Here is a 14989-nt window from a genome sequence, read left to right as displayed (position 1 = left end):
GGATGACACGCGCGCCGATTTCGCCGAAACGTCTGCACACGACCAACAACAGGCCGGGGAACGCCCGAAGGATGAAGCTCAATGGATACCAATGACGACCTGATCCGCATGTCCGCCGTCGCCGTCCGCGACCTCCTGCTGAAGGAGGAGGTGACGCCGCTGGATCTGCTCGATGCGCTCGAGGCCCGCATCGCCGAAGTCGACGGCGCGGTGAACGCACTTCCGACGCTGTGCTTCGACAGGGCCCGCGATCACGCACGCCGGCTCATGGACAAGCCGGTGGAGGAGCGCGGCATGCTGGCGGGGATGCCGGTGCCGATCAAGGATCTGGTCGACGTCGGCGGCGTGCTCAACACCAAGGGGTCGCCGATCTTCGCCGAGCACGTTCCCGAGGTGTCCGACATCATGGTCGAGCGGCTCGAGGCGGAAGGCGGCGTCGTCTACGCCAAGTCCAACACGCCGGAATTCGGCGCCGGCGCCAACACCTTCAACGAGGTCTTCGGACGCACGCTCAATCCCTGGAACACGTCCCGTTCCGCGGCCGGCTCCTCCGGGGGCGCGGCGGTGTCGCTGGCGACGGGAACCGCCTGGCTCGCGCACGGGTCCGATCTCGGCGGGTCGCTCCGCAATCCGGCGAGTTTTTGCGGAATCGTCGGTATGCGTCCCTCGCCGGGCCGGGTTCCGGCAACGCCGACGCCGCCGATCGACCAGACGCTTGGCGTCGAGGGCCCGATGGCCCGCAACGTCGAGGATCTCGCCCTGATGTTCGATGCGCTGACCGGCGAGGATCCGCGCGACCCGATCTCCCTGCACCACGGCGGCCAGTCCTTCCTGGACGCCGCCCGGTCGGGCTGGAAGCCCCTGCGCGTCGCCTTCTCGCGCGACCTTGGCATCACCCCGGTCGATAGCGAGGTTGCCGACATCTGCGAACGCGCCGCGATGCGGTTTGCGGAGGCCGGCGTCGAGGTGGTCGAGGCCCATCCCGACTTCACCGGCGTGCACGAGTGCTTCGACGTGCTGCGGGCCGCGACCTACGTCGCCGCCCACAAGAGGCTCTACGAGGAGCACAAGGACAAGCTGAAGCCGGAGGTGGTCTGGAACATCGAGGCCGGCCTGAAGCTGACGGCGGGCGAGATCGCGCACGCCCAGCACCTGCGCGCCGAGCTGTTCGCCCGGGCGCGCGCCTTCTTCGGCGACTACGACCTGCTGCTGACGCCGGCGACGATCGTCTCGGCCTTCCCGGTCGAGCAGCGCTACCTGGAGGAACTGAATGGCCACCGCTTCTCGAACTATGTCGAGTGGCTGGCGATCGCCTATGCGATGACCATGATCGCCAGCCCGGCAATCTCGATTCCAGCCGGGTTTACCTCGGAGAACCTGCCGGTGGGGCTGCAGATCGCCGCGCCCACCCGTGGCGAGGCGCGGCTGCTTGCCGGGGCGAAGGTCCTGGAATCGATCCTCTGGCAGGAACCGATCGTGCCGATCGATCCGCGGCCGGGCAACTGACGGCTCAGGCGCTCAGCAGTTCCGGTTCGCGCCAATCGGCTGGTTCGGAAGCATCGACGAAGCCCGGCGGCAACTGCCTGAAGGCCTCGCCGAGATCCTCGGCGCCGGCGGCGAACAGCGGCCGGTCCTCGCCGGGCGCGCTGTCCGGCGAGGAGTGCTCGGCGATGCCCAGTACCACGTACTCGCCGTCGTCGGCGGGGTCCGTCCGGCCGACGATCCAGTGTACCGAACCGAAGTCGGGGTGCGGCGTCTCCAGGCCGAACAGGCTGACGGCCTCGGCCTCGACCAGCGCCTGGCGGGCGCTTTCGATGATGTGACGGATGTCGGAAGACGCATCGGCTGCAATCGCTTGCCGAATGCTGTCTGAAATCCGGTCCACCGCCCCCCGGTCGGTGTTATTGCGGGTCATAAGCATGGCCGCGATGTGAGGGGCAGAAAGCGGCGATTTTTCGACAGCCGGTAGGACGGCCCGGGAGCCGGTCGACGGCGCGACCCGTGCCGCGCCGTTCACCTGTCCCAGGCCTTGGATCAGCCCCTTGACCGGCTCCTGTCCCGGCGGGGGCGTCTGCCGCCGGGCGGGCGATCGGTCAGACCAGCCAGGTCTGCGGATCTGGGATCGGCTCGCGCCGCTGGATGGCCTGCAGCCCCTTCACGCAGCGCACGACCAGCCAGATGACGATCGCGATGTAGATCAGCCAGCCGATCAGCAGCAGCATCAGGACGATCGAGACGATGCCGTAGACGAGCCCGATCCAGAAGGTGCGGATCTGGTAGGTGTTGTGGCTTTCCAGCCAGCCGGTCATGTCCCTGCGGTACATGTAGGCCAGCACGACCGCGATGATCGGCACGATCGGCACGATGATGCCCACCAGATAGAGGATGTAGATCAGGACCGCGCTCTTTGCGGGCTCGCGCCCGGTCAGGGCGCCGGTAACGTCGTCGACGGGATCTTGATTCATGTCCACTTCCTCGAGAATCGGTTGCCGCAGCGTCGCAATGCCGTGAAACGATATCATTCCGCGGCGATTCTAGCGACATCGCGCATGCGACCGTTGGCGGATCGGATCGGGAACGCTAAAACAGCACGACAAATCCGCGACAAGCGTTCCCGGGGAGGACTTCATGCTAGGGCTGATGCAGGACTGGCCGCTGCTTTGCCACAGGATCATCGACTATGCCGCCGAGCAGCACGGCAATCGCGAGGTGGTGTCGCGCTCCGTCGAAGGACCGATCCACCGCACCGACTATGCCGAGGTCCGCAGCCGGGCCCTCAGGGTCGCCAAGGCCCTTGAGCGTGACGGCATCAAGCTCGGCGACCGCGTCGGCACGCTTGCCTGGAACACCTGGCGCCACCTCGAGGCCTGGTACGGCATCATGGGGGTCGGCGCCATCTACCACACCGTCAACCCGCGCCTGTTCGCCGATCAGCTCGTCTACATCATCAATCACGCCGAAGACCGGGTGATGATGACGGATCTCACCTTCGTGCCGCTGCTGGAGAAGCTGCAGGAGCAGCTCAAGACGGTCGAGCGCTACATCGTGCTGACCGACGGCGCGAACATGCCCGAGACCACGCTGCGCGGCGCGATTGCCTACGAGGACTGGATCGCCGGTGTCGATGACGACTTCGCCTGGAAGGAGTTCGACGAGAACACCGCGGCCGGGATGTGCTACACCTCCGGCACGACGGGCCACCCCAAGGGCGTCGTCTATTCGCACCGCTCGAACGTGCTGCACTCCATGGCGGTGTCGACTCCCAACGTCCTGAACCTGCACACTTCCGACACCATCCTGCCGGTCGTGCCGCTCTTCCACGCCAACAGCTGGTCGCTCGCCTTCTCGGCGCCGATGGCCGGTGCCCGCCTGATCATGCCCGGCGCCAAGATGGATGGCGAATCGATCTACGAGCTGCTCGATTCCGAGCGGGTCACCTTCACCGCCGCCGTGCCGACGATCTGGCTGATGCTGCTGCAGCATCTCGAAAAGAGCGGCAACAAGCTGCCGCACCTCAAGCGCGTGGCGATCGGTGGCTCTGCCTGTCCGCGCACGATCATCGAGAAGTTCGAGAACGACTACGGCGTCCACGTCATGCACGCCTGGGGCATGACCGAGATGAGCCCGATCGGCTCGACCTGCGCCATCAAGCCGGAATACGCCCACCTGGACGGCGACGCCAGGCTCGACATCCAGGAGATGCAGGGCTTCGCGCCGTTCACGGTCGACATGAAGATCTCCGACGACAGCGGCGCGCGCGTGGCCTGGGACGGCAAGACCTTCGGACGGCTGCAGGTGCGCGGCCCGAGCGTTGCGCGGTCCTACTTCAAGGGAGAGGGCGGCGAGATCCTCGACGAGGAGGGCTTCTTCGACACCGGCGACGTCGCCACCATCGACCAGTACGGCTACATGCGCATCACCGACCGCTCGAAGGACGTCATCAAGTCGGGTGGCGAATGGATCTCCTCGATCGACCTGGAGAACATCGCCGTCGGCCATCCCGAGGTCGCCGAGGCGGCCGTCATCGGTATCCAGCATCCCAAGTGGGACGAGCGGCCGCTGCTGGTCGTGGTCCGCCGGCCGGACTGCAGCCCCTCCAAGGAGGACATCATCTCCTACATGGAGGGCAAGATCGCCAGGTGGTGGATGCCCGACGACGTTGTCTTCGTCGACGAGATTCCGCACACGGCGACGGGCAAGATCCAGAAGATGGAACTGCGCGACCGGTTCAAGGACTATCGCCTGCCGACGTCCGACGCCGCCGAGTAGGGCGCAGGGGACCGGCGGGTCGGGACAGGAATGCTGTATTGGTAGCAAGGTATCCCGAACGACGGTCCCTGCAGGCACGCTGGAGCCGTCGGCTCGGCCTGTTCGCGGTCCCGCTCGCGGTCATCACGACGCTGCTGCACCGCTTCGGCAATCTGGATACCGTTGCCGGGCTGGCTTTGCTGGGCCTCACCATCGCGATCGCCCTCGTCGCCCTCGTCCTGGGGATCGGTGCCTTCGCGGTGATCTGGCAGCGCGGCTTCAAGGGCATGCCGCAGGCCCTGGCCGGCATCGTCTGCGCGCTGCTGGTGCTTGCCTGGCCGACCTGGCGTGCCGCCCATCTCGTCTACCTGCCGGCGATCAACGACGTCACCACCGACTGGTTCAATCCGCCGCAGTTTCACGAAGCCCCCCGGCTGCGCGGACCCGACGACCTGTCGACCGATTATCCGGGACAGGACTTCGCCATCCGGCAGGGTGCCGCCTATCCCGAGATCGTGCCGCTGTTTCTCCGCCATTCCGCCAACGAGGTGTACTTCGCCGCCCGCGAGCTCGTCGCCGACAACGGCTGGCAGGAAGTCGAGGCGATCGCCCCCGGCTTCGAGGGCGAGGGGCGGATCGAAGCGGTCGCAAGGACGCTGGTCTTCGGCTTCAGGGACGATGTCGTCATAGTCATCGAACGCCAGGGACCCGAGGAGACGCGGGTCGACATGCGGTCCGCATCGCGCGTGGGGCGGCACGATTTCGGCGAGAACGCCGCCCGGATCTACAATTTCCTGACGGACCTGACGCGCCGGCTGGACCAGCCGGTCCTGCCGGACACGGAGTCGGGGTCCGGGCAGCCGCTGGGATAGACGCCTCAGGCGGGGCGGTACTCGCCGCGCAGGCCGGGCTCACCCTCGCGGACCACCTTCCCGTTGGCCACGAGCTCCTCCAGATGCGCCAGCACCGACAGCCCGGCGGCGCCCCTCAGCTTGGGGTCGAGGCCCTTGTAGATCTGGGCAACCACGGCCTGTATCGAGCGCTCCCCGGCCTCCAGCCGCTTGAGGATCGAGGCTTCCCGCTGGCGGCGATGCAGGCTGAGCAGGCGAACGAACCTCTGCGGCTCTCTCAGCGGACCGCCGTGGCCGGGCAGGTAGAGCCTGTCGTCGCGCTCCGCGAGCTTGTCGAGAGATGCCATGAACGCGGCCATGTCGCCGTCGGGCGGCGCGACCACGGTCGTCGACCAGACCATGACGTGATCTCCGCAGAGCAGCGTACCGGTGCCGTCGAGGGCAAGGCAGATATGGTTGGACGTGTGTCCCGGCGTGTGCACCGCGGTGAGCGACCAGTCCGGGCCGTCGACGCGGCCACCGTCGGGCAGGGCGACGTCGGGCAGGAAATCGGTGTCGTTGCTGGCGTCGAGCCTCTCGTGCTCACCCGGCTGCGGCGGGCGGGCGGGAGCGTGCGGCCCGAATCCGTAGGTCGGCGCACCGTGACGCCGCGACAGGGCGGCAGCCAGCGGCGAGTGGTCGCGGTGGGTGTGGGTGACGACGACGGCCTTCACCGTCTCGCCCTGGAGGGCGCGCTCGAGTGCGGCGAGGTGATCTGGATCGTCCGGCCCCGGATCGATCACCGCGACTTCGCCGCGCCCGACGATGTAGCTGTTGGTGCCGCGGAAGGTGAAGGCCGACGGATTGGGCGCCAGCACGCGGCGCACGCCTGGCGCGACATCCTCGGCAATGCCCGGCGTCGGGTCGAAATGGCGGTCGAACGGCAGCTCTGAGCTCATGCGGTTGCAGTTGTCATCCCGGTGCGTGGCAGGCGTGCTTTCGCGGCGCCTCCGCGAGCCACCTAGATTATCGGCTCCGCCCTGACAAGGGTGCCCGCTCCAGATCGCGGACCGGACCGATTGCGGCAGCGACCGGCAGAGGCGGCTTGCAGCCGCATGCGCAGCGACGATATAGGTGTCCGCGCTGATTTGCGGAACCGCGCGTGGATCGGCGATTGGGGCGTCGCCAAGTGGTAAGGCAACGGGTTTTGATCCCGTCATTCGCAGGTTCGAATCCTGCCGCCCCAGCCAGCCAGTCTGCCGGATTGCGGACTGGAAAAGGGCTGGTTCGAATAGTCCCGACATTTCCGAGAGTTACGCGCCTTCTTGCGGAAACCGTGCCGTTCTCTCAAGGCAGAGAGTGGCGGTTTTGCGGGAACGCCCAGGCAATTTCTCTGTTGGACCATTTCCGTGACATGCAAGGTCGATACCGTTCGCGAAGATTTGCGCGTCTGAACCGGATGCACTGGCGGGAGGAGCATCGAAGTCCGGATTGGGTTAGGAAGCAAACTATCATCTCCAGTCGAGCATTTGACCAAAGTTGGACCGGATTCGGACTGGCAGCTTTTCGGGCGACAGACTTACTAAACCGCCGCAAATGAGTGCCTGATGACCGTTGAACGTCGTATTGTGAGCTTGCCTGAAGATCTTCCATTGGCAGGTGACATCCCAACAAGTATGCTCTCTGTGAGAGTCAGAAGAACGCGGGAAGATTGGCAACTAGACCACTGGCGCGTGAATATCGGGGGGAAAAGTGAGCACCGCGCCAAGAGCTGCAACGATCTCTCTTACAGAAACTCTTGCGCTCCTTGACGGGGATTTCGCCGCCTTTGCAAGCGGGGTGGTAAACGCTCGCTATGCCTTCTGGCTGGGGTCCGGCATTTCCTTTTCTCGCTTTCCGGGCTTAAAGCAGATCGTGGTGAAAGCGCTCGAGTTTCTTCGAACGCGGGTAGGCCCAGTTCCCGACTCCTGCCCCTTTTACGCCGGGCTTGAGCGGGCCTTTGGCATCGCCAATTTGACTGCCGGTGAGCGCGCCTCCATCGATCTTTCTGTTCCAGTCGAAGACTGGCCGGTTGTGGACCTTCTACGAGACCGGCTCAGCGGTCAGTACGCTGCTTTCCTCAATATTGATATCGACGGCGAACCGCTCGATCTTATGGTTTGGGAAGCGGTCGACGTAGCCGCGACCTATGCTGATCCGACCGTGTCGCCCGATGCTGAGCACTACGCAATTGCCGCTCTCGTAAGGGAGGGGCTGGTCACGGAGCTTCCTTCGGCAAATTGGGACGGTCTTATCGAAAAAGCGATTGGGGAGCTGTCAGGAGAGCCCAACGGGCTGAAGGTGTGTGTGAGGTCCGAGGATCTGCAGGCGCCCGACCAGAAGGCAACTCTCATCAAGTTCCATGGCTGCGCCATAAGAGCGAGCGAAGATGAAGCCAACTACCGCCCTTATCTCGTGGGCGCCCAACGGCAGATCGACGGCTGGGAAACCAATCCGAGGACCCAGGGCTTGGCTCAGTACCTCATAAGCGTGGCGATTACCAAGCCCACGTTGATGCTCGGTTTCTCCGCTCAAGACGCCAACATCCGCAAAGTTTTTGGCCTCGCGGCGGCCACACAGAACTGGGCATGGCCGGGCGAACTGCCGGCCTATGTGATGGCCGAAGATTCTATCGGCGAAGCGCAGACCGCGCTTCTTGGAAACGTCTATCGTGATCAGTTTGCAGGAGCCGATAGAGCGGCGATTAAGAGCAGTGCACATCTCCGAGCGTTCGCCAATCCTCTCTTGCCCGCACTGCTTTTGTGGGCCTTCGCAGCGAAACTTCGGCGCCTCGCTCGACTTGGCTCATTCGATCTTTCCGATGAGATGGCGACCTGGGTCGACAACGGCATCAAGTCGTTCCGCGACCGAATAGCCGCGACAGACGACGGCGACCATCTTGGATTTGTGCTGTCGCTCGTTTTCGGTCTGTCTCGCAGCAAGCGCATATTCCTCTCCGGGAAAAACGAGATCGATGCCACTCGATATGAGCCTCTGACGCCCGTCCCCCTAAACCAGATGAACCAGGACCTTGAGTCGGAGACGAACGGTTCGCCAGAAGGAGCCTTGATTATTGCGACTCTGGCCCAAGGTGCGGAAGCGGGAGACTGGTCGCTAAGATTACCTCAGGCGCCCGACACCACGAACGGTACTGTCGAGGTCACCAAAGGCACTCGTACCGACCGGGTATTCGTGCTTGGCAGGCCTGAGGCCGAGCTTGCACTATCGGACAGCGGGGCGGTTCTTGAAGAGGACGAAGACGTAATTCTTATCCACGCGCGACAGATCCATGAGAGACTGCCCCGTTCACCGAACCGTGCGCCCGGGCGCACGGTAAGGTCTCCTGGCCCCCGACGCCTAAGCATGGCAAGTCTGATTGCAATAGGCGGCACTCCAGACGAACTGATGGATCGATTTAAGCTGGAGGCGAGCCTATGAACATGAGTGCTCCAGTCGAGCGGGTGGTTGCCTTCTTGAAGGATGCAAATTTCCGGCTCCTCCCAACCCCTTTGGTCATCAGTCAGACAACCTTCGAATTTCCTGCTGTTATGATGGGACCTGGGAATGCGAGCGAAATCGTTCTTGTTTCCGACACAGTAGATGCGAAGGACGCCGAAATCGTTCGTCGAATACATGGTGTCGCACGAGCTCTGGATATTGCGCGGTCGCGCAATCCGTTGACCGCGGTTCTAGTAGGTCCGCGGTTGCATCCCGATCACCTCAGCAAGGCAATGCAGGTTTGTCGCGCTCTCTCTGTGGGCACCGTTCCCGTTGTTCCAGACGAGACAAGAACTCATCTTTCCATTTGGCTCGCGGTCCTCACGCCGCTCGACCAAATCGACACAGACGGCGTGGTCGCCGATCCCATGTCAGCGCTGGAGACGCTGATTGATGATTTGAGTCCAGAGGTGAAAGCGCTGTGTGACCACATGCCAAACGGTGCGGAAGCCGTCGAGGCAGCCGTCAACGAGTTGCTTTCAGAACATCTGACCGCCGCCTGGGAGGATGAGGCATGAACGCCCGCCTTACTCAGGTACAAATCTCGGATTTTCGCAGCATCCGAGGCAGGATTACCGTGCCCCTCGATGCGCCTGTGGTGTTGGTTCACGGCCCCAACGGAAGCGGCAAGACCAGCCTTCTCTCCGCCATCGAGCTCGGCCTTACAGGGGCGGTCTCGTCTTTGCAGCGGTACGACGCGGCCTATGCTGAAAACCTCGTCCATCTGGACGCCCAATTGGGGAAAGCATCGGTAATCGTTAGTGCTGAACACGATGAGATTCCGGCGAAGCCAAGTGAACTTGTCGTCGAGAACGGAAACATTCGCGGGATGCCGCTCTTATCCGAGCTGCAAAGCCGATTCTTTACTGAACGATCCCTACTTGCCCAGGCAACGTTAGGTCGGTTGTTGGAAATCTACGAAGAAAGCGATGCCCGTAAATCGACAAGCCCCCTCACGCGATTTGTGAACGACCTCTTGGGGCTCGATCAACTCGATGCTCTTGTGGACGGCCTGCACGCATCCGGGGACAAGCGCCGCCTGGTGAAGAGCTTGCCGCTTTATGGCGAGGTCAGCGATGAACTTGCCGATTTCGACGAGAGGGTGAACCGACTCGAAGAGGCCGTGACGACTGCGAAAGAGCGTCTGACAGAAAGCCAGCGAGCGCTTGAGCAGGCGCTTAAGCCGTTCGGCCTCAAGTTGATGGATCAAGTCGGCGAAGATCGTTCGGGCCTCGGTGATGCAGAGGCGGAGCGCCGTCGCTCAGTTGAGATTAACGCGTTGAGGCGTGAAATAGAGGCAGCTCTGTCGTTGTGGCGGCGGCTTGAACAGCAACCGGGGGCAGCGGCCCGGTCGGCAGCCGAATCTGAACTCCGTAATCATCAAGCCGAACTGGATGCGTGGGCAACGAGCAAGCGCGCTGCCCTGGAGGCAGCACTTGCGGCCGCCGCTTCGCTCTACGCGGATCTGTCTCCAGCCCGGTCGGTAGGCTGGAATGCTTCGCATGCAGAAGCGGTTCGCGAACTGTCTGAATTGCTGTCCAAGACGGAAGCGCGCCTCGTACGTGATGAGAATGCACGTAAGGAGATTGCTGAGCTCCGCGAAACCTTGACAAAGGCGAGAGCCCGCGAGGCGCGGCTGGATGAGAGCCTTGGCGCTTTGGCTGCAAACAGCGGAGACCTCGCTCAGGCGCTATCTGAGCTGGCACCACTGGTGGATAGCGAGATCTGCCCCGTGTGCCAGAGGGATTTTTCCGAAACCGGACCCACACCGCTGCGAACGCATCTGGCTACACATATTGCGTCATTATCGCAGTCCGCCAGCAGGCTGCGCTCAGTCGCCGACGAACGCCAGACAGTGCGAAATGAGATCGCCAAGCACGAACAATCGCTCACGCGCTTGCAAGACACCGTGCTGGAGGATGAAGAGGTGACGTCGCTGCGGAACCGGCGGGCATCCCTCAGCGACGCCGTTCGCCAACTCAATGACACGGAAGCTGCGGCGAGTGAAGGTGACGCTCTCGCCGTCGCGGTTGTCGCAGCTTCCGAACATCTTGCCACGCTGCGCAGTGATGAGGAATCCTTGATCGGTGTGCGGAGATCTGTTGCCGGGTTCGCCGAGCAGCTTCGCCTAAGTCCACCCGCCGAAAGTGATGACCTCGGCGTTCTCTTGGAACAGTACCTTGCAGCGGCCGATCGGTCACTGGAGACAGCCACCCGCCGGGAACAGGACCGCAGGAAGGCCGAGGAGGCGTTGGAACAGCATTCCATTTCTCTCACGCGGTTGGAAGATCTGGAGAGCGACCTCAAGTCGGCGCGAGCTGACCAGAAACGCGTGAAAGACGCGATCAAGTCGGCGGATGATGCCCGTGCTGAAATCCGTAAGCTGTCGGACCGTGCGGTCGAGGCGCGGACCACTGTAGTGCGGGACGTCTTCAATGAGTCCCTCAACAAAGTATGGAGCAACCTTTTTGTCCGTCTAGCGCCCGAAGAGCCGTTTTTGCCGGCTTTCGAATTACCGGATAGAGGCAAGGGACCGGTCGAAGCCAAGCTCATTACCCGCTATCGTGGTGATGACCGCGGGGGGAACCCCAAGGCGATGCTGAGCGCGGGGAATCTCAACACTGCTGCGCTGACCCTATTTCTTTCGCTGCACCTATCCGTGAAGCCGCTGTTGCCCTGGCTGGTGATTGACGATCCGGTCCAAAGCATGGATGAGATTCACATTGCGCAGTTCGCAGCGCTTCTCCGCACACTCTCTAAGCAACGGGGACGCCAGGTCATCATTGCTGTCCATGAACGCCCGCTCTTTGAGTATCTTTCCCTCGAACTAAGCCCCGCGTCGCCGGGTGATAAGCTCATTACCGTTGAGTTGTCGAAAGACAGCGACGGCCGCACGATTTGCAATCCCGAACCTTTCATGTGGGACTCCACTATGGTGTTTCGTGCTCAGGCCTGAAGAGACAGCCTTGCTGACGCTACAACATCCAAGAGGAAGAGACCTGCAAACATCGTGCGAGCGTGGAAGAAGACTTGCATCTTGTGTTGGTGTGCCCAGCGGCATTGCAGCCTGTAGGAAATGGCCTTTCTCAACTGAACGGCGGCGATGGGGCGCAAGGCGGTCATCAATCCAGTCAAAAACGAAAGCCGGTTGGGGGTGGAAAATGTTGGCTATGCGCTGACGTTCGGTCCTACCGAAGCAGAATTCCTCGCTGCTCATCCCAACCCAGTGGCAGCGGCCTGCGCGGCTTGAGCCTCTCCGGCGTGAGGGTGATCGGCTGGTTGCCTGTCAGGATCATCTCGACGATATCCGGGGCGAGGAAGGCGAGCCCGATGGTCCGGCTGAGGTGCGAGACCTGGCAGTGCTCCTCGGCAGCAATCTCCGCGATGGTCGCCCGGCGACCGGTTCTGAGATCATCGAACCACCGATGCGCATCGGTAATCAGTTTGACCAGTTTCGGGTCCGGTGCGCGGCGCTCAGCCATTACTTCGCCGACGACGAGACGGACCTGCTTGCCGCAGCGAAGTGTGTGGGCTTCGACCTTGATCAGGATTGTTTCCTCTCGGACGCCCAACCGATTCAGACCGCTGTCGATTTCCGTCAGCGCCTCACAAACTCTCGGCCCATCGACGTCGACGGTCAGCTGTTTCTTGCCAACAGTAATGCGTGCGATCAGCGATCGAACGCCGTCGTCGGGACCGTTGATTGCATCGTCATCCGTCCCTGCTGCCGATGAGGTTGCCCGGGTCGCCAGTAGTTGGGACGTAGCGATCAGCTGTTCCATCTGTGCCGCGTCCAGACCGGAGCCGAAGTGATCGCAGATCCATGAGCCATCGGACAGGTGCCGCTCGATCGTTTCAGCGACGAGGGCTTCCAGATCCGGTGCGGGGACCCGAATGCCATTGCTGGCGCGTTCGCCGCGCGTCAGTGGAGCCGAGACGTAGTAGCGATAGCGACGACCGCGCCTGGTTGCATAGGTCGGGGTCAGCCGATTGCCGTGCTCATCGAAAGCGAGACCGGCAAGCAGGGCTGGCTCCGTGGATCGTAGGCCGGCGGCGCTGTCGCCGGCGCGTCCAGTTGCCCGGCGCCTGCGCTGGCTCTGTAAGACCAGCAAGTCCTGCACCTGCGACCACAGGCCTTCGTCGATGATGGCTTCGTGGTTGCCTTGGTGGACCTCGTCCCGATAGGCGATCTCTCCGCGATAGAGTCGATTGCGGAGGATCTGGTAGAGCGCGCCGCGGCTGAGCGGAACGCCGCCTACGTCCCGGCCATCGCTGAACCGCCGTCGCTTGGAGACGATGCCGGTTTCATCGAGCTTCTGCTTGAGGGTCGCGATGGAGCCGAGCTCAAGATAACGGCGGAAGATCAGTCGGACGGTCTCGGCTTCCGACTCGTTGACGATCAGCTTCTTGTCGATACCGTCATAACCGAGCGGCGGCAGACCGCCCATCCACATGCCCCGCCGCTTCGACAGGGCGATCTTGTCGCGGATACGCTCGCCTGCGACTTCCCGTTCGAACTGGGCGAAGGACAGAAGCACATTGAGGGTCAGTCGCCCCATGGATGTCGAGGTGTTGAAAGCCTGGGTGACCGACACGAAGCTCGTGCCATGTGTATCGAACAGTTCGGTCAGCTTGGCGAAGTCGGCGAGCGATCGTGTCAGGCGGTCGACCTTGTAGACCACCACGATGTCGACGCGGTCGGAACGAATGTCGTTGAGGAGCCGCTGCAGGGCAGGGCGGTCCATCGACCCACCTGAGTAGGCACCATCATCATAGGCCTCAGGCAGCAATACCCAGCCCTCGTGTTTCTGGCTTGCGACATAGGCTTCGCAGGCATCGCGCTGGGCGTGCAGCGAATTGAAGCTCTGTTCCAGACCCTCGTCGCTGGATTTGCGGGTATAGACGGCGCAGCGCAGTTTGCGCCGCGTCTTCGAGCCGTCGCCGAAGCTGCCAGTGCTATCTCTGCGGTGATTTGCCATTGGCTCTGCTCTGCCTGGAGAGTCCGAAGAAGCCTGGTCCGGACCAGCGTGTACCGGTGATCTCTCGTGCTATCGCACTCAGCGACTTGTAGGTGGTGCCGCGATAGACGAAGCAGCCGTCGGCCGTGGCAGTGACCTCATGTGTCCTGCCTTGCCACTCGCGCAGGAAGCGCGTGCCCGGTTTGAACGTCCGGTGAACGGACGCCTTCGACCGGCCACCGTTCTTGCTGCCGGCCCCTTGCTTTGCTGCTTCGGCCAGCTTCCGTTTCATCGTACGGGAGAGACCGCCGTATTTCTGCTCCTGCAGTCTGTATGCGATGGCTTGCATGAGCAGTTCCCGGCTCATGCGGACAGGCGGTTCGCACTGGTACAGGGTTCGCCAGTGCTGGCGAAGGGACTGCAGGTCGAGACCGGCGAGGTCGCCGATCTCGATACCTGCAATGTGTGGTGTATCGGGTTTCATCGGGGCCGGCTTCATGCCGGGATCCGATAACGACGCACGCCGTCCTGACGCTCGCTGATGACCGTATGGCCTAGCTTCTTCCTGATCGTGCCGGACAGGAAGCCGCGGACCGAGTGGGCTTGCCATCCCGTGGCCTCCATCAGGTCGTCGATGGTCGCTCCGCCAGTCGATTGCAGGAGGGCTGTGATGGTTGCCGTCTTGGTCGCAGGCCGCTCCTGTTGCGCGGCATTTGTCGACCGCCGTGATTTGCTCGGGGATCGATCAATCTTCCGGCTAGAATCGCCGCGCTTCTTCGCCGGGCTGGTCTTGCTGTTTTCGAGTCCAGCGTTGCCGGCAGGTGCGACGTCGTCCTCACGCTTTTCCAGGCCAATCGCCGAAAGCCCGGCTTGCGTGATCTCGAGCGTCAGTCGGGTGTCGTTGTCGTCGGACCGCCAGACTTCGTCATCACGCTTGGCGCGCCGTTCTGAGATCAGGCCCGACTTCAGCAATGCCGCGACCACCCTCTTCAACGCTGCGCCTCTCGCCTTCAGTGAAGTCGGCGGGGGCAGGACAGTACCGTCAGTGCGGCCAGCGGCGCCGGTCAGGAGGACGAGTTGCGTTTCGGAGAGAGGTTTGGATTTGGTTTTCGTTGCCATTGGGTGGCTCCTTTCCATCGCGCTGATCCCAAACCAGCGCTTCCACCACCCAAAGCCCGGAGTTCAACCGGGCAATCGCCAAGATCGACTTTTGCTCATCAGCGACGTGCCCATGCATGCTTGCGGAGCTCACAATGTCCAGCGGAAAAAGCATAAACTCTTCGATGCGGAGTTCTCCCGGTTTGATGGATACAATTCGGCTTGGAAGAGGAATGCGTCACGACGCCGGGCGCGAGGAACCCACGGCCACCTGAGTTCCGGGAGCGGATAGCTGCGCTGGCTCAAACTGGGTGAAGT

12 protein-coding genes and 1 tRNA gene are annotated in these 14989 nt (G+C 62.7%); 7 read left to right on the top strand and 6 right to left on the bottom strand.

What is annotated here, in order from left to right:
* Window positions 1–81: 81 nt before the first annotated feature.
* Window positions 82–1506, top strand: a complete 1425-nt coding sequence (locus tag V3328_RS09130) for an amidase (RefSeq protein ID WP_340329330.1) — start codon at window positions 82–84, stop codon at window positions 1504–1506.
* Window positions 1507–1510: 4 nt separating this feature from the next.
* Here the strand turns inward: V3328_RS09130 and V3328_RS09125 are convergent, their stop codons facing one another.
* Together V3328_RS09125 and V3328_RS09120 are read right to left on the bottom strand one after the other, a co-directional pair.
* On the bottom strand, window positions 1511–1915 hold the full coding sequence (locus V3328_RS09125) for a hypothetical protein (protein ID WP_340329329.1): 405 nt from the start codon (window positions 1913–1915) through the stop codon (window positions 1511–1513).
* 178 nt (window positions 1916–2093) lie between these two features.
* Complete coding sequence (locus V3328_RS09120) at window positions 2094–2465, bottom strand: DUF4870 family protein (RefSeq protein WP_340329328.1); 372 nt, start codon at window positions 2463–2465, stop codon at window positions 2094–2096.
* Between the two features lie 163 nt (window positions 2466–2628).
* Here V3328_RS09120 and V3328_RS09115 point away from each other — a divergent pair, with 163 nt between their 5' ends.
* Both V3328_RS09115 and V3328_RS09110 read left to right on the top strand, forming a co-directional pair.
* On the top strand, window positions 2629–4269 hold the full coding sequence (locus V3328_RS09115; protein WP_340329327.1) for a fatty-acid--CoA ligase: 1641 nt from the start codon (window positions 2629–2631) through the stop codon (window positions 4267–4269).
* A gap of 38 nt (window positions 4270–4307) precedes the next feature.
* A complete protein-coding gene (locus tag V3328_RS09110; RefSeq protein WP_340329326.1) occupies window positions 4308–5120 on the top strand; it encodes a DUF1499 domain-containing protein in 813 nt (270 codons plus the stop codon).
* Window positions 5121–5125: 5 nt separating this feature from the next.
* Here the strand turns inward: V3328_RS09110 and V3328_RS09105 are convergent, their stop codons facing one another.
* Window positions 5126–6037: an MBL fold metallo-hydrolase gene (locus tag V3328_RS09105; RefSeq protein ID WP_340329325.1), complete on the bottom strand. Its 912-nt coding sequence runs from the start codon at window positions 6035–6037 to the stop codon at window positions 5126–5128.
* A 216-nt stretch (window positions 6038–6253) separates the two neighbouring features.
* Between V3328_RS09105 and V3328_RS09100 the strand changes: the two genes are divergently transcribed.
* The 4 genes from V3328_RS09100 to V3328_RS09085 all read left to right on the top strand — a co-directional run bounded on the left by V3328_RS09100 (window position 6254) and on the right by V3328_RS09085 (window position 11571).
* A tRNA-Gln gene (locus V3328_RS09100) sits at window positions 6254–6328 on the top strand.
* 502 nt (window positions 6329–6830) lie between these two features.
* Entirely contained in the window at window positions 6831–8555 is a 1725-nt protein-coding gene (locus V3328_RS09095; RefSeq protein ID WP_340329324.1) for an SIR2 family protein, read from the top strand.
* On the top strand, window positions 8552–9133 hold the full coding sequence (locus V3328_RS09090) for a hypothetical protein (protein ID WP_340329323.1): 582 nt from the start codon (window positions 8552–8554) through the stop codon (window positions 9131–9133). Before V3328_RS09095 ends, V3328_RS09090 begins: the two co-directional genes overlap by 4 nt.
* Entirely contained in the window at window positions 9130–11571 is a 2442-nt protein-coding gene (locus tag V3328_RS09085; RefSeq protein ID WP_340329322.1) for an AAA family ATPase, read from the top strand. The genes V3328_RS09090 and V3328_RS09085 overlap by 4 nt, the downstream gene beginning before the upstream one ends.
* 232 nt (window positions 11572–11803) lie before the next feature.
* Here the strand turns inward: V3328_RS09085 and V3328_RS09080 are convergent, their stop codons facing one another.
* The 3 genes from V3328_RS09080 to V3328_RS09070 are packed head-to-tail and all read right to left on the bottom strand — an operon-like array spanning window position 11804 to window position 14692.
* A complete protein-coding gene (locus V3328_RS09080) occupies window positions 11804–13594 on the bottom strand; it encodes a recombinase family protein (RefSeq protein WP_340329321.1) in 1791 nt (596 codons plus the stop codon).
* Complete coding sequence (locus tag V3328_RS09075) at window positions 13572–14072, bottom strand: DUF2924 domain-containing protein (RefSeq protein ID WP_340329320.1); 501 nt, start codon at window positions 14070–14072, stop codon at window positions 13572–13574. The genes V3328_RS09080 and V3328_RS09075 overlap by 23 nt, the downstream gene beginning before the upstream one ends.
* Window positions 14069–14692 (bottom strand): DUF3489 domain-containing protein, encoded by a 624-nt coding sequence (locus V3328_RS09070; RefSeq protein WP_340329319.1) that lies wholly within the window; start codon window positions 14690–14692, stop codon window positions 14069–14071. The genes V3328_RS09075 and V3328_RS09070 overlap by 4 nt, the downstream gene beginning before the upstream one ends.
* Window positions 14693–14989 lie beyond the last annotated feature (297 nt).

The sequence above is a fragment of the Microbaculum marinum genome (genome assembly GCF_037855135.1).
GTDB lineage: Bacteria > Pseudomonadota > Alphaproteobacteria > Rhizobiales > Tepidamorphaceae > Microbaculum > Microbaculum marinum.
The sequence above is the reverse complement of the archived record's forward strand: the minus strand, read 5'-3'. Positions and strand labels throughout refer to the sequence as shown.

Excerpts from the sequence above, each read along its gene's own strand:
- V3328_RS09090 (WP_340329323.1), top strand. The coding sequence starts at position 8,552 with ATGAACATGAGTGCTCCAGTCGAGCGGGTGGTTGCCTTCTTGAAGGAT.
- V3328_RS09105 (WP_340329325.1), bottom strand. The coding sequence starts at position 6,037 with ATGAGCTCAGAGCTGCCGTTCGACCGCCATTTCGACCCGACGCCGGGC.
- V3328_RS09115 (WP_340329327.1), top strand. The coding sequence starts at position 2,629 with ATGCTAGGGCTGATGCAGGACTGGCCGCTGCTTTGCCACAGGATCATC.
- V3328_RS09085 (WP_340329322.1), top strand. The coding sequence starts at position 9,130 with ATGAACGCCCGCCTTACTCAGGTACAAATCTCGGATTTTCGCAGCATC.
- V3328_RS09125 (WP_340329329.1), bottom strand. The coding sequence starts at position 1,915 with ATGACCCGCAATAACACCGACCGGGGGGCGGTGGACCGGATTTCAGAC.
- V3328_RS09075 (WP_340329320.1), bottom strand. The coding sequence starts at position 14,072 with ATGAAGCCGGCCCCGATGAAACCCGATACACCACACATTGCAGGTATC.
- V3328_RS09080 (WP_340329321.1), bottom strand. The coding sequence starts at position 13,594 with ATGGCAAATCACCGCAGAGATAGCACTGGCAGCTTCGGCGACGGCTCG.
- V3328_RS09120 (WP_340329328.1), bottom strand. The coding sequence starts at position 2,465 with ATGAATCAAGATCCCGTCGACGACGTTACCGGCGCCCTGACCGGGCGC.
- V3328_RS09070 (WP_340329319.1), bottom strand. The coding sequence starts at position 14,692 with ATGGCAACGAAAACCAAATCCAAACCTCTCTCCGAAACGCAACTCGTC.
- V3328_RS09130 (WP_340329330.1), top strand. The coding sequence starts at position 82 with ATGGATACCAATGACGACCTGATCCGCATGTCCGCCGTCGCCGTCCGC.